Origin of the sequence: Cytobacillus praedii, from assembly GCF_001439605.1 — a bacterium.
Taxonomy (GTDB): domain Bacteria; phylum Bacillota; class Bacilli; order Bacillales; family Cytobacillaceae; genus Cytobacillus; species Cytobacillus praedii.
In genome coordinates this window covers 135,472-150,517 of the sequence record NZ_LMBX01000006.1, presented here as the reverse complement: position 1 = coordinate 150,517, position 15,046 = coordinate 135,472, and the positions used below count along the sequence as shown (strand labels likewise).

The 15,046-nt window shown below is 35.2% G+C and carries 16 protein-coding genes and 1 pseudogene; 4 read left to right on the top strand and 13 right to left on the bottom strand.

Annotation, left to right across the window (positions count from 1 at the left end):
- Nucleotides 1-42 precede the first annotated feature (42 nt).
- From ASU02_RS08860 to ASU02_RS08810, 12 genes and pseudogenes are all read right to left on the bottom strand, one after another.
- Entirely contained in the window at nucleotides 43-534 is a 492-nt protein-coding gene (locus ASU02_RS08860; protein ID WP_057763064.1) for an arsinothricin resistance N-acetyltransferase ArsN1 family A, read from the bottom strand.
- Between the two features lie 1,010 nt (nucleotides 535-1,544).
- The gene (locus ASU02_RS08855) at nucleotides 1,545-1,919 is read right to left on the bottom strand and encodes a hypothetical protein (RefSeq protein ID WP_057763063.1); all 375 of its coding nucleotides are present in this window, start codon (nucleotides 1,917-1,919) and stop codon (nucleotides 1,545-1,547) included.
- 452 nt (nucleotides 1,920-2,371) lie between these two features.
- Entirely contained in the window at nucleotides 2,372-2,578 is a 207-nt protein-coding gene (locus ASU02_RS08850; protein ID WP_057763062.1) for a restriction endonuclease, read from the bottom strand.
- A gap of 62 nt (nucleotides 2,579-2,640) precedes the next feature.
- A complete protein-coding gene (locus ASU02_RS08845; protein WP_057763061.1) occupies nucleotides 2,641-3,009 on the bottom strand; it encodes a DUF2294 domain-containing protein in 369 nt (122 codons plus the stop codon).
- A 644-nt stretch (nucleotides 3,010-3,653) separates the two neighbouring features.
- Nucleotides 3,654-4,191, bottom strand: a pseudogene (locus tag ASU02_RS08840) (carbonic anhydrase).
- A gap of 61 nt (nucleotides 4,192-4,252) precedes the next feature.
- A complete protein-coding gene (locus ASU02_RS08835; protein WP_057763060.1) occupies nucleotides 4,253-6,877 on the bottom strand; it encodes a DUF2309 domain-containing protein in 2,625 nt (874 codons plus the stop codon).
- Nucleotides 6,878-6,891: 14 nt separating this feature from the next.
- Entirely contained in the window at nucleotides 6,892-8,409 is a 1,518-nt protein-coding gene (locus ASU02_RS08830) for an NADH dehydrogenase subunit 5 (protein WP_057763059.1), read from the bottom strand.
- Between the two features lie 568 nt (nucleotides 8,410-8,977).
- On the bottom strand, nucleotides 8,978-9,148 hold the full coding sequence (locus ASU02_RS26395; RefSeq protein WP_157684502.1) for a hypothetical protein: 171 nt from the start codon (nucleotides 9,146-9,148) through the stop codon (nucleotides 8,978-8,980).
- 444 nt (nucleotides 9,149-9,592) lie between these two features.
- Entirely contained in the window at nucleotides 9,593-9,976 is a 384-nt protein-coding gene (locus ASU02_RS08820) for a DUF1259 domain-containing protein (protein ID WP_057763057.1), read from the bottom strand.
- A gap of 254 nt (nucleotides 9,977-10,230) precedes the next feature.
- Complete coding sequence (locus ASU02_RS08815) at nucleotides 10,231-10,668, bottom strand: VOC family protein (RefSeq protein WP_057763056.1); 438 nt, start codon at nucleotides 10,666-10,668, stop codon at nucleotides 10,231-10,233.
- 126 nt (nucleotides 10,669-10,794) lie between these two features.
- The gene (locus ASU02_RS26390) at nucleotides 10,795-10,959 is read right to left on the bottom strand and encodes a hypothetical protein (protein WP_157684501.1); all 165 of its coding nucleotides are present in this window, start codon (nucleotides 10,957-10,959) and stop codon (nucleotides 10,795-10,797) included.
- Nucleotides 10,960-11,002: 43 nt separating this feature from the next.
- Complete coding sequence (locus ASU02_RS08810; protein ID WP_057763055.1) at nucleotides 11,003-11,386, bottom strand: ArsR/SmtB family transcription factor; 384 nt, start codon at nucleotides 11,384-11,386, stop codon at nucleotides 11,003-11,005.
- A 148-nt stretch (nucleotides 11,387-11,534) separates the two neighbouring features.
- Here ASU02_RS08810 and ASU02_RS08805 point away from each other — a divergent pair, with 148 nt between their 5' ends.
- From ASU02_RS08805 to ASU02_RS08790, 4 genes are all read left to right on the top strand, one after another.
- Nucleotides 11,535-12,095: a copper resistance CopC family protein gene (locus tag ASU02_RS08805; protein WP_057763054.1), complete on the top strand. Its 561-nt coding sequence runs from the start codon at nucleotides 11,535-11,537 to the stop codon at nucleotides 12,093-12,095.
- A gap of 3 nt (nucleotides 12,096-12,098) precedes the next feature.
- Complete coding sequence (locus ASU02_RS08800) at nucleotides 12,099-13,196, top strand: copper resistance D family protein (RefSeq protein WP_057763053.1); 1,098 nt, start codon at nucleotides 12,099-12,101, stop codon at nucleotides 13,194-13,196.
- 80 nt (nucleotides 13,197-13,276) lie between these two features.
- Nucleotides 13,277-13,963, top strand: coding sequence for a DsbA family protein (locus ASU02_RS08795; protein WP_057763052.1), 687 nt, complete (start codon nucleotides 13,277-13,279; stop codon nucleotides 13,961-13,963).
- Entirely contained in the window at nucleotides 13,960-14,379 is a 420-nt protein-coding gene (locus ASU02_RS08790; protein WP_057763051.1) for a disulfide oxidoreductase, read from the top strand. Before ASU02_RS08795 ends, ASU02_RS08790 begins: the two co-directional genes overlap by 4 nt.
- 132 nt (nucleotides 14,380-14,511) lie before the next feature.
- On the opposite strand, the gene ASU02_RS08785 is transcribed toward ASU02_RS08790, so the two are convergent.
- The gene (locus ASU02_RS08785; RefSeq protein WP_057763050.1) at nucleotides 14,512-14,895 is read right to left on the bottom strand and encodes a FixH family protein; all 384 of its coding nucleotides are present in this window, start codon (nucleotides 14,893-14,895) and stop codon (nucleotides 14,512-14,514) included.
- Nucleotides 14,896-15,046: the final 151 nt, after the last annotated feature.

Here is a 15,046-nt window from a genome sequence, read left to right as displayed (position 1 = left end):
CTTTACTATTTATAAATAATAATTGTAAATTGCAACTATCGGTTAAAATATTAACTTTTCCATGGCCATTACATCTACATATTTCCCATCAAGTATTCCTTGGTTTTCAAATATACCAACTTCACGATACCCTTTTTTATGATACAAACTTTGCCCCAACTGGTTAAATGGAAATGTGAAGAGCACTATTTTATGAAAATCATTTTCTTTAGCACATTCCTCAATTGCTGTAAGTAGTAATTTTCCAATGCCTTTTCCCCTGAACTCTCTAGAAACATAGACAGACAAATCCGCCACTCCTGCATAGGCACACCTATTATTATATTGGTTTAGCGATGACCAGCCGATAATATTCCCCTCTTGCTCAGCTACAAGTACTTTGAAGCGACCTTTATGGTTGTCAAACCATTCTTGCATGTATGATAAATCTTTTGTTTCCATTTCTAAAGTTGCTATTCTGTCTTCAATACCCTCGTTATAAATGCTTAGTATAGAAACTATATCCTTAGCAAGTGCCTCTCTGATTATTGTCATCGAATTCCCCCAACTAATACCAATTTCTATTGCTTACTAAAAATATACACTTATAATTTGCAACTTGCAAGTATTAACTTTAGTTTATTCAATAAAATTTAAAATGTGAGGAATAAATCTTGTATTTATTTAGCTGTTTTGCTTTTGACTATTTTAAAAAAAAGAACCTGATTAGTAAGAAAAGTTTTATTTGTCGTTAAGGTTTTTGAATTAAAATAATAAAAATCCTGTAAATTTCATTTATCATATTTTTGCACAAGTTTGTAGGTACTTTTATGTCATTTTACATAAGAGTAGGTACTTTTGTGTCAAAAAAAATGACACAAAAGTGCCTACTCTATTAATGAAAATGCTATAATAACGGAATTTTATTGGTGGGTACTTTTGTGTCAATCGTCAAATAATGACGAGTGACACAATTATACTTATAAAAATTACATAAAGATACTGAAACAATTTAACATATCTTAGAATTAAAAAAATGAACGCAAAAAAAGCTCATAAGTTCAATTGATACTCCTATGAGCTTTAAATAATCGCGCTGGCGAATATATATATAGTTAAACAGAATTCATATTCCGTGTTCATAATAAATCTACTGAGAGATAGATGAAAAGATACTAGTTCTCGCTCGAGAAAAAGTGGATAAAAAATTAATACAATAGTTATTCGTATATTATAGCCTGCTGCTTCCAACTATCGCTACTAAAGTGTAGTCTGATTTACATAAAAGGAACACGAATAATAATTAATGGATATCGAATTTTATTCGTGTTTAGTCGCTAGAAGTGCGAATTGTCCACGAGCCTGACACTTCCCTAAAATCCCTAAACGCGAACAATCAACAAATTTCTTTCTCTCCCACTCCTGGAAACGAAATAGAACAAAGGCAATGTCCGAAATAACTCTCAATTCATTTCTCTGTTGGTTCTGAAAGCTTTAGTTCTATTCCCTTTCTTAATTTAGTTTAAGTGTAATTGTTCACAAACTGATTAATTAAATAGTTACATCTATTTTTTTTCAATCGCCATACGCAAGTTCGAGATAACTCCTATAAGCAATACTAACGAACAAACAATTTTTTCAAAAGGTGTTCCAAACAATTGTTGTATAAATCCAAAAGACCAAAGTACAACAAAAAACCAACATATAACGGTTATTCCTCTTTTGTATTTATATAGATTAATTCTACCAACAATCAACGTAAAAACTACTCCAATAATAGAAATAACGATATTTATAACAGATATTGGTAGCTGTTCAGCGAATGATTCAGACCTTCCACCATTAATCCATGTGAATGGAATACTTTTGCTTATAATAAGTAAGTGGATTAAGATAGTCAAAGAGTAAAAAATAATTCCCATAAATACAGCAGTTTTCATATTTATTTTCCTGAGTTTTTCTAAAATAAAATCACCTCATTTTTCTTCCTGTTTCAATTTTATTAATCCAGTAATATATTATTCCTATATCTCTTACCATCTGACAAGTAACTGAAATTTCCATACTCAAACTGTAAGTCGTACTCTGTTGAAAGTAAGTGATACTCTATAAAATATAAAGGAATGTCTCAATCTTGGAGACATTCCTTTTTCATAATCGCGCTCGATAGTTGAGTAGCATATAAAAATATAATTTATCATAATTGTTTTAATCATTTTCTGCTGTTTCATTTAATTAAAATATGATTACTGTATACTAGTTGCTTAATTTGCAATCTCTAAGTTTATCTTTCAACATATTTCGATCCCATAAGATTACCCCATTGAATGCTGCTAATTCTATAGCACTCCGTGAAATAGTTATTAGTCATAACTAGAGCCTTATCTAAATTTTAATATTTTATCCCTGCAGCAACCTCTTGTATAGCCTTATTAGAAACCGAATTAGAATAGCACTTACCTTGTACTCCCAAACTAGTTCGATTTTTAACTGCAATAACATCAATGCCTTGGTCACCAGTTTGTTTTGTTAATTTAACCGTATATCCCATTTTTCTAAATAAATCTGCTGTAAATAATTCAAATTCATGGCCATTCATAAGATCGACTGTATCAATTGAAACATCATCAGGAATTAGACTTTCTTTTTTATCAAATTTCTTTACAAAAATAGATTTTTCTCAAGATCATTAAATAATTTAAAAATCATCACTCGTTCACCTGACCGAGAGCTTATATCAGTATGGAAACTTTTTACTTTTTCTCCGGTTATAGTTAATACTATTTTTTTAAGATCTTCTATACCTGATTCAACTAATTCCGAACGTGTTTTCTTTATAGTTAACAGTCCTTCTTTTGTTTCACAAACGGTATATTCAGCTGGTGTTAAAATACCTTGTAAATTCACAATTATCATATCCCGTAAAATATCTGTTTTAACAGATACAGACCCACGTCCAAGAAAGTCCTTTTCCCATTGAGTAATTGCCTTACTTATCTCAGATTCATAAGAACCTTTAGACATTTTCATATACTACACATCTCCTATAAAACAAAAATTATTCAATTCCATATTCTTTTTACTTTCTAAAATGATTTTCATCTTTATTAATATAAGTGCCCATTGCAAATACTAAATTTAACTAAACTTCTATAGGTGCATCCTAGAATGACAAATATGATCCTTCAACTCAACAATTAATAGTCTTTAAAAACAAGACCTTCAAAAACACTTCAACTTCACTATTTTTTGCCATCTTCACAAATCACGATAAAATATCTCTTCAAATATGTAATAATCTAATACAACCTGACCAGAGTCTCCTCATCTAGCAGGAGATGATGTTGTAATCCCATCATAACATGGTTATTCTTTTTTTAGATTTCTTCTGGAACGCAAGAAAGATTACGATCCGGCCACTCCCCCCTTACTAGCCATTCCTAGAAAGAGCCTTCCATTCTCATTCCAGCTTTTTTCAGTAGAGATTCTAGCCGCGTAACCTCTCGCTCTATTTTTCAAAAAACCTTAACACGTCTGTATCTTATAAAGTAATTGAATAGAATTTTTTAGTAATTTATAAATATGTTGGGTAACTGTCTCCTGTTTCCATCCATTGTAGATAGTACTGCTTTCCCTCATGTATGGTTGAACAGAAGGCTACTCCCGCTTCCATTCTAAAATGACAAAAGATGATCAGGAAAGGTTTTGCGCTGTTTCAATAGTAGAAACCTCAACAATTGAGGGTTTTCCATCCTTAGTATTAACTATTAAACCTCGAACTTTAATATGTGACGGCATTAATGGATGATGATGAATGATATTAACACATTTCTCGATATTGTCATAATCATTTTCTTTTCCATTTAGCCATTCATTGACCGTGTCACCTGAAAATTCTGGCCTGTTATTTTTAAAAAGATAATCCAATGTTTGTATTTTGTCTTTCATAAAATCAAGTTGAGTAAGTATATTCAATGAGGCGGTTCCCTTATCATGTGTTCCTACAACAAAAATCTCCTCAACATTTTCCTGATAAATCGCAATGATAACAGACCTCATTATATCACCATAGGGATTTGAGATTACAGGACCATAACATTGTATAGTCAGCATATTTTCTGGTTGAATATTAGTTACTTCTTGTAATATAGACTCTAACCCGTTATCCATATCTATTAAAAATAATACTTTTTGATTTTTATCTACATTCATAAGGTACACTCCTTCTTCAATATTTATAATTTGTTGATTAACTAACAGTTTTTAATAACGGTTACCAGTTTTCCCAATGTCCTTCTGGATCAACACTCGCAAGTCGAACCCATCCATTTTGAACCTTTTCTCGAAATGCTAAATCATTATTTAATAGCCGTTCTACATATACGCTAGGTGCTTGGATGACAATCAGTAAACGAAGCGGAGAATGATAAGCCTCGTAATCTGATTGCATGACGGATTGCCAAGGTAGTCCGGCCAACAAGTCACTGGCATTCCCCTGCATAACTCCAAGTCCTGCTGTTATAGTTTGAGTTGCTTTATTTCCACTGCCATAATAATGAGGTGCTACCGTTGAAGCGTAATATTGTAAGTTAATCCATTGGGTCACTGTTCCTGGTCCCGCAATAATATTAGCTAGGAGATCACCATTTTCATCCTTGTTCCAATCATAATTATGAAGGAAGGCTCTACCTTCCAAGTCAATATCCTGAGTTAGTTCACGTTGACCGATAATAAAAGCAGCATTACGGGCTAGTCCCCATTCCGGACGTATCTCACTCCAATCTTTCGCAAATCGGTGTGCCTCAGCATTCGGATTTTTGAGTTTCGATGTGAAATTTGGTAAATGGGCTAGGCGCTCTGCATTTGCATTGTGACTCACCTTAGGCATAATGGCCTCGATACGATCGAAAGCTTCTTGTGCAACTTCGGAAAGTTCAGGAACATAGATCCATTGCAATTCATCCACTGTAGTTTTATGCTCAGCGGCAGCGAAAACGGTATACTCAGGGATTTCAATCCCTCCAGAAGCAAGCTCTTCTCTTACTTCTGGAAGGTTACATAAAGTAGCTAAAACTCTTGCATTGAATCCACCTGCTGCCCCACCGCAGGCACCACAGTCGATAGCAGCGGAGTAAGGGTTGTTTGTACTATGACTGCCATGTCCGCATATTACGACAAATGGTGCGAAATTCTCTGTTAGCCCCATCATTTTTAGTGCCTGGTGGGCATAATCCACTTTTTCTTTTTTAGAAAACCCAACAGGTATCTCCTCATCTAGGTGATGAACATGATTTAGCAAGAGCTTTGTATTAGGTTTACGTAACCAAGTCTCTCGAAGATTACGAATGAAACGATCTGCTCTTCTTGGTACAAAGCTGCGTGCTACCATTTGGAGACTAATCCAAGGTCCACTTAACTCAGGTAAAAGTAAGCTCGCAAGTACATTCTGTTTCATCGTTTTAAATGTGTAGCTTAAGGAATTAACTGTTTGCCTACGATGTTGATATAATTTGAGTTCATTTTTATCAGCAGCCTCTTTGATTATGTGCTGAGGGTTTAGCATAACCGGCAAGGAAGCATGACTGTGATTACTCCCGAGTTCCATAGTTGCAATCGGTAAGCCAAAGAAACCGGCAATTCCAATCGTTTCAAACGGACCTTCTTTTTCAAGCTGACGACGAAAAGGTTCTGATCGAACATCAATGCAGAAGGCTAATTGAGCTAAGACAGATTTTTTATTGTTGGTTTTAGGCTGTTTAGAGATAATCTTCTGACTTAATCGATCTGTGTGTGTTTGTTCCCAAGCTTCTAACCAAAGTTTCCTGCGAAGTTTCTCATCAAATCTGTAGGCAAATGTCAAATATTCGTTTTGTTTAGCGGCTGCCATCTGTGACCATTCTCCGATTGTAAGGTCTCCCCAATGGATCCAAGATGCTAAAAGTTGTGTAATGGAAACTTTTTTTTCAGATCGTCGATTAGTCAATGGTAAGTAGGGCTTTATAAGTGCCCACTCCATGGAAATTCGAACGGCTAAATAATCTGTTAGAAGTGCATGTTCATGGCTCGAATGTCTAGAACGCCAAAGCATCATTCCTGCCCAGCCAGGCAAGGAAAGTAAGTGACCTTCAAGATAGGTCTGTATTTCTGATTCAGGTATTTTTAGTGAAAATAATGCTTCTTTTAAAGCCATATGCGCCTCTTGTGGCAAGCTTTTTAATCTTTCACGCTGCTTTTTGCTTAGTGCTGGATCATATTGAATGAGACTCTTCCATGCACGATAAAAGCCTTCCTCTCGATTTGGCATTGTCCAGCCTGCCTGAGAATCATCAAGATATAATTTACACCACTTGATGACATGATGATCGAGCGTATTGACTAACCTTTCACTATCTTGATTCTCTATAAATGAACTTATAGGCTGCTTAAAAAAACTCTCGGTACGTTCCGTATTCAGTCCACTCAATCCATCAGCCATTTCCTTCAGTTTAAGTGATGATAAAAGGGTAGAAGGTAATGGGTCTAATCTTAGTGCAGCATGACAAAATCGTTCTGCCTCGTCCCTCGGGATCTTAAAGGAGTGTGAATCAAGCCAACGCTGCAGCCCCATTTTCACAAAAACTTCATCAATCTCACCTTTACTTTTTGCCGAAAGGATAACAGAGGCACTGGGGTATATATCAATATCACGCGTATCTTTTAACCAGCATGCAACCTTTTCAAAGGATTGCTTTTCAAGTCCCATCCACGGATTACGTGCCGCAAATGCAGAAATTGGCCAAAGTGGTGCAATTACTTGGCTAGCAGATTCGATTAAGGCATTCATTTCACTTTCTTGAAAATCAGCATTTGTATCATTCTTTTTAAAATTTTCTCTCGTTAATACAGATGTTACGCTCATCGCTGATCCCCTCCTTATGATAAAAATTGTTTAAGGTAGTTTGGATGACTCTCTACTGACTTTGGCTTTGCTTCACCTAATCGTACTAACCAAAGATAGAGTACTGCGAAGGAAGCTGAAGAACGATTACGAGTAGCATACGTACCTATAGCACTGCCAAATAGTAAGAGACATACGACAATGATGATAGCCGACATTGGGGGCTGAACACTCTGTATCACGGTTGTATGCAGCCACTTATAGAAAAGGTGATGAATGATAAAATAAACGAAGGCGGCTCCTCCAAGAATGGATAAGCCAGCAACTCGGCCAATTCTTCCTTCTCCAAAAGCTACCAGCTGTGTCCAAGAAACGGACAATGACCACCCTAAAATTAACGCACTAATCAATTGATATCCCTCAGAAGGTGCCATTAGCCAAAAAGCAGCCCCTACAACCAAGCCTAAAGTCCTGCCAGCCATAATTAAAAAATAGGAAGATCTATCATTAGTGCGAGTAGGTCCTTCGAAGCGACGGACTGCCGAACCAGCCTGTAAAAACAGCGTAGCTTTGAACAAACCATGTAAAATAAGATGAATAATAGCTGCTATATATGCACCTAATGCACACTGAATGAGCATAAACCCCATTTGTCCAATCGTAGAACCTACTAACTGACGCTTATAGTCAACCTGGACTAAACTAATGCCAGTCCCAATCAATACAGAAATGCTCGCAAGAATAAGTAGTACAATCGAAGCGATATCACCATTAAAAAGTGGTGAAAATCGAGCTAGCATAATTCCGCCTGCATTTACTAAACCTGCGTGCATAATCGCAGAAACAGGTGTCGGAGCAACAACAGACTCAATTAACCATCTTTGGAACGGCCATTGGCCTGCTGGAATGATTACTGCTAATATAATCAATAAATTTATCCCTGTTTTTTCCCATGCTCCAAGTTGAGCTAAGTTTTCATTTGTTAGAGCTAATGATAACTGCCATTGACCTGTGACGTGAAATAGCCAAATTACAGCTAACAAAAATGAAAACCAGCTAAATGCAAATAAACGGCCAGAAACCTTAGATGCTTCACTTGCAACTTTCCATCCACTGTTTAATCTTATAACTAAGGTTAAACATGCGAGCGTTACTCCCCATGATAGGATCATCAAGCGGAGATCAGCACTTAACCAAGCAATTGAAGCAGCACTTGTAATGAAAGTAAAAAGCGTAAAATATTTTCGATACGAACGATCTCCCATTAAATAACGTACTGAAAAACGCTGTATGATTAAACCTATTGCAAGAACAAAGAAAACCATTAACAAAGCTAAGGAATCCAAATGCCAAGGACCAACATTGTCATTTACACTAGTAGTAACAAGAGCAAATAAAGAAACCAAAGGGGGTAAAGCCAGAATACAAATATGAATCCGAACAAAACTCAGAGGTACTCGTGGATGTAAAAACAATAGTCCACTTAGCCAAGAAGCAATGAGCATAATAAAAAATAATGTTAACAAGGATGACAGACTCAGCGAAACGAACATTAAAATTTCTCCCTTTTTCAACCAGATTAACGATAAATAAACCTTTAAACTAAGGTGACTTATTAAGATTTTCATATACTTTTTTATTGGTTTACTATTTTTCTCAATAAAAAAACCGACAACTTTCAATAATTCAATGATGATTTTAAATCATTGATTATTGAAAGTTGTCGGCTTCACTTCAACTAACTTCAGCGAAGTTTTTTGAAGAGCTACCTTATAATAGGTTATTAAACTTTATATTTTAACTTCTTTCTATACAAACATTGGTATATTTTTAATTAATTCCTTGATTATAAAATAAATCGATTTATGTTACTCTACCCTTTTATATTTGGATACTTTTTCATTCAGTCAATATTAAATATTATTATATTAAAAGAATGCTAAAGTCCAAATTATTAATAAAGGTGAAAATAAACATCTGCCGATTAAGATAAGTATAAGATATGTTAAATTATAAAAATTGTCAACAAGTAAGCCTCAGAATTGTGCCCTTTTGTTTAAAAACTATAATTGATTTACTGCTTCATTAACTGCCCAGCTTTGATGTTGAATCATGAATACCTTACTGAAAACTGAAGTGATGCGGAGCGATACTTTCTACTTTACTTTCCCGTTGCAAGCGGTGAAGAGCGGCTAAAGGGAACATGATTTCCAAATCAACTTTTACATCGCTATGATCATAAAATAAATGACTGATCACCGTTTCACTTGATGGTGTATCTAAGGGAATCACACGATAGGAACAATCCCCCTTGGAATCGTTCAAGTCAAATGGGAGTTAGCTTTTCAGGATGATGCCTCCCGTGGTAATGAGAGCCACTCGACTTTCCTCAATCGGCCTTTTTAATGGAGTCCAGGGAACATCTCCACTCCTTTCTCTTCCTAATTTCATACTTTTCATGCTGATTCGATCAATTAATTTGGGGGATATCTCTATCAATTTACCCATCCATTTTGATTGAGCAAGCGTGAATGCTATCTTTCTGCCAAAGCCGATCTTGGAAGATGAATGAATATTTGCTATGAAATATGCCTCCTTTTCATTTTCAACCTGTTTATCTTTCACACATAGGGGCGAAATAGGACGGGGATTTGTGACATGGCTTTGTGGATTTATTAAAAAAATAAGAAAAAAAGGGCTGCAGATCCATTCATTGATCTGCAGCTCTTACGACCGTTAGCTCCTTAACGCTCTTCTTACCTTTCTTGCAAAAACTAATGGATCCTCAAGATCTTCGATATTAACGTAAGTCAAATTAGGATCATCAAAAAACCACTCATTGTGTACGGATGAAACTGTTATGCCCTGTTTAAGAATAGAAGCAACAAAATTATCGACTTCGTTTTGCAAGAGTGCTACCCTGCCTAAGCACAATGCTCGTCCAGTCCGATTATTTCTTGATTCAAATGAAAAAGAAGAGGTTACTCTGAAACGTTTTCCTAAAATGATTGCTTTTATTTCATTTCGATTTATGGTTGCTACGCATTTTCCGCCCGCAAAACCTTCTTGCCCGCCGATAATTCTAGCAAACTCTTGACAAATTAATTGATCATTAGACACAGCTATTCATCTCCTCTGTAGTATTTATAGGATATGAATGAATGAATAGATCTGAAACGGACATGCACCTATTTTATCTGAATTTCCGAATATCTTTTAGGAAGATTCTCCGTAATATAGACCTGTATCCATCTATGAAGCGCAAAAATCAGAGAATGAAAAATGAAGTCTGACTACACAGCAGGCATCCAGGCGCCTTAATCCGATAAAAAAAAAGTAACAAAGATTTGTACTTTCACTTTAATTAACATTACTTATTTGATTTCCTCAGCCAACTCCAAAATGATTCCCTCTGGACCACGAACATAGCATAATTTATAACTTTCTTCATATTGCTGTATCTCACTAAAGATTTCCGTCCCCTTGTTTTTCAATTTGGCAACAACAGCTTCAATATTTTCAACAGTGAATGCAATATGTCGGATACCCAGTGTATTTGCAAAGGGCTGCTGACTATCTTTTTCATTTGACGGCGAATAAAATTTGATTAGCTCAATCCATGTCTGACCTTCTGGCGTTCCCAACCCTACACATGCTACTTTAGCGTCATTAAGCCCAACTGCATATCCCATCAGCTCTCCTTCCATTTCCCATTCCCCTTTCACCTCAAATCCAACATCGAGAAAAAACTCTTTTGCTGCAGGGAGATCATTTACGATTACACCCACATGATCTATTCTTCGGATCTTCAAATTGCCTACCTCCTATGTTCCTGTTATTTTGCAGATTGTTTCTTCTGTCTCTTGCCTATTACTGCTGCAGATAGCGACCTTCAGCTTCATTAATTGTCGCTTTGCTACTAAAACTATTGGCTTCGATTAGTTTCTCGCTGTTTTGAGAACGGTTGATGCAACTAGATCATTCAGGGTCGCATTATTGTCAGGAGAGGTATAATCAACGACTGTTTCCTTGCTGCTACAACTCGGTACCTTTTGTTCAGATCCTTCATGATTGTTATTTGTAATACAGCATACAACTGCCATTCCATACACCCCTAATCTATATGACGATGACAAATTGCCCTAATTATCTCTTCTTTAAATTTTCCTTGGAGTGAATCAATGCAATTGATACTAATTGATTGACATGGTCATCTGCAAGAGAATAAAAGACGAGCTTCCCTTCCTTACGATGCTTGGCCAAACCCAAATCACGCAATAACCGTAAATGATGGCTTGCTGTTGCCGTTGATGAACCGATAATATTTGCAACGTCACAAACACATAATTCCTTCTCTATTGTTAAGGCATATGCAATTTTAATTCGGGTAGAATCAGATAAGGCTTTAAATAATGACTCTACTCCGCTCACTTCTTCAACCATCTTTTGGACTCGATTAACCTTTACTTCATCAAAACAAAATGTTTCACACGTGTCTTGTGTGTTCATATTTTGATTCTGCTGATTCATTATTACACCTCATTCAAATGATTGTTTGATTGTTTTTGTTTTCAGTTTATTTCAAGAGCTTTAAATTGTCAAAAATATATTCAAATATCTGTTTGAATAAACATCTGTATTTGGTAAAATTAAACCGAATTAAACCCGGAGGTCAGAAATGATAAAAAAATTATTTGTCTTCACTTTCATTTTCTTTTGGCTTTTTACTAGTAGTACTTTGGCTCACACTGGATTAAAAAGCTCTTCTCCTGCGGATGGTGAAGTTGTGAAGCAAGAAATCCAGAAGATCACACTAACCTTCGATACAAAAGTAGAACAAAATAGCAAATTTACCTTAAACGAATCAAATGGAAATCTAATAACGATAGGCGATATGGAATTAAATAAAAATACCATCGTGGGAAATTTACTTGAACCACTTAAAAACGGGGATTATCAATTAATTTGGAAAATTATCGGAGCAGATGGCCATCCAATTGAAGGAGAGTTTTCTTTCTCTGTAGATCTGCTTTATTCTGAAGCACCTACTGTAGAAAACAGTGAGGCCAAGGAAGAAATTCCAATTCAGTCAAAGGAGAAGAAATTAGATCTAGCTGATGAAATAGAAAATGTACCAAAACAAAAAAAGCTAATTAATACTCTGTTGCCCTTTATTATTGGTGGTTTAATTGTTATTGTCATAGGAAGTTTCATCTGGCTTATAAGGAGGAAAAATTAATTCATGCTGCTTGTCGGAATCATTAGCGAGACACTGTTATATCTTTGTTTTTCCATCCTTCTAGGAAGCTTTCTATTATATATTATTCCAGCTCATAGTCGACCAGAAATGAATGTGCCAAAAGGTGTATTAATGGCGGCAACTGGTGGAATAGCTTTTTTATCATTTGTCCCTGTTTTACTTTTGATTTTACACTTATATGAGGACATAGGGTTTTTTCAAACCTTGCAATCGGTTTTATTCACCTTTGAAGTAGGAAAGGCATGGATCTTTATCTATCTTCTTGCTAATCTTTTATTTATTTTCATTGTTTGGTTTGATTATAAAAAGAAAGCTTTATATGCATATATAGGAGCTTTTAGCAGCTTTGTTTTAATCTTAGCTATAGGTTGGTCTAGCCATGCCAGCTCATTAGAACCGTTAGAAGGATTTCTTGCACATTCGGCTCATTTCACTGCTGTTTGTGTCTGGGTAGGAATTTTATTTGTGGTTAGTTGGTTTTCAAAAAACTATTCGAATTGGATAAAATTTTTAAAATGGTTTACTCCAGTTGCTCTTGTTTGCCTATTCTTTACGATTTTTTCAGGACTCATTCTTATGACATTTGTAGTGGACTTTAATGAATATACAGATTCTTGGATGCTATCGTATGGACAGGCTTTATTAGTTAAGCATTTGCTGATTATCCCATTAATATTGTTTGCTGTCATCAATGGCTGGCTTATTAGAAAGAAATTAACAAAAAACATTCACTTTAATCCTAAACCTTGGACAAAAGCAGAGAGTATCATGGTTCTTACTATTTTTTCAGTAACAGCAGCACTGGGGCAAGCTGCACCTCCTCATGATATTGAGACTACTCTAAACAGCGTTGGAGCATCTAAATTATTCACTTCCATGTATCAAGGGAACTTCCAGCCGCAAATGACAGTTCAATTCGAATTAAATTTAGCGAGTATGTCTCTTATTGTATTAGCCATCTTGTTTTTAGTATTAACCATTTTTTCCTTTATTAAGAAAGCTCCTGCAGCTATGTCATTTGTTATGGGAGTACTATTCGTGTTCTCAGGTTATTTATCTTTAATGTTAAGTATTCAATAACTTTAAAAGCCGGCTTCTGGCCTGATTTTAAAATAAAAAAATAGTCGCATAAATAGTGAAAATTAAGGGAGAAGATTAAAATGACCAAAAAAGGTAATTCTTCATTTAAATTTGTAGTGATAGTCACTCTGCTTATTTTTGTAGCCTTGGCTGCATTTGTCATGTTAAAGAATAAAAATACAGAAACCAATAATGATATTAGCTATGAAAAACAGCCATCCATTGAAGGACAGCCAACATTGGGAGAACCCGATGCTCCTGTGACAGTTGTTGAATTTGGGGATTTTAAATGCCCAGCTTGTAAAGCTTGGAGTGAGCAGTATTTTCCACAGTTATTGAAAGAATATGTTGAAAAAGGTGACGTTAAATTTTCGTATATAAACGTACTATTTCACGGTGAAGAGTCAAAATTAGGTGCTTTAGCTGCAGAAGCGATCTATAAACAAAGTCCAGAAAGTTACTGGGTCTTTAATAAGGAACTTTTTAATGCACAGCCCAATGCAGATCACGATTCTTTATGGATTACAATGGATAAAATTAATGAAATTGCGGGTTCTATTCCTGGCATTAACCTAGAACAATTACAGAAAGATATGCAGGACCAATCAGTGGTTGACGAAGTGAATAAAGATTCAAAGCTAGTGGATGAATTTAAGGTTCAGTTAACGCCAAGTATAATGGTAAATGGTACGATGCTTGAAGATCCGTTTGATTACGGAAAAATCAAGGAATTAATTGACGAAGCATTAAAAGGTAAAGACAAATGATAAATAAAAATCAAATTTATTTATATGTGTCTTGGTTAGCTTCTATTATTGCGACTCTTGGAAGTCTTTATTTTAGTGAAATCAGAGGTTTTATTCCATGTGAATTCTGCTGGTACCAACGAATACTTATGTACCCGCTAGTACTAATACTTGGAATTGGAACATTCCAAAATGACTTTTCAGTGAAAAAGTTTGTATTACCAATGGCACTTATCGGCTGGTGTATTTCCTTTTATCATTATCTCCTTCAAAAGGTACCTGGTTTAGCTGAAATAAAGCCATGCGCTAATGGTGTTCCTTGTAGTGCCCAGTATATAAATTGGTTTGGCTTTATTACCATCCCCTTTTTAGCACTAACGGCATTCACCATAATAATCATTCTGATGTTCTTATTAAAAAAGCCATCTGAAAAGTAAGTGTAAATAAATTTTTCTTGATTACGTATACTGTACAAGCCCTACAATGACTACTAATTGAACAAAAAAAACGGCAGTTATCAGACCACTGCCGTTTTTTTGTTTATATTTTTAATTAAGAATAATTGAGCATTACTCTGCGACTTCAAATTCAACCTTGGGCATAGTATGCATGTCTCTAGCTGTAACATGAGCAATTACAAAGTATTTACCTGTTTCTTTAAAGGTTTCTTTAATGTAATAGTTCCCATCCTTATTAATTTCGGCTTCTATTTTCTTGTGTTCCTCATCCGATTGCCCTTCTCTCCAAATTTCAAACTCTACTTTGTCCGCATCACTTACTTGTTCCTTCCCCTGTGTAACATTTGCCTGTAACTCTACTTCTTTATTGATCATAATTACTGATGGTAATTCAACTTTTACCTCAATTAATTCAGGAAGTTTGCTCTCTTTACTGCAACCCGAAATGAAAGTAAAAACAAGTATTGCAAATAGTAAATACCCCTTTTTGGTCACTTTTTTATCTCCTTTTTATTACTCTTCAAGTTCAGAAGTAATTTCAAAAAATACTTTGGCACTTAAAACTAATTCTCTCCATGCAATAGTATACGGTAAATAAGTTGTAAGCACTTAATAAAACTAAATGGATAAATTACAATATTGTGAC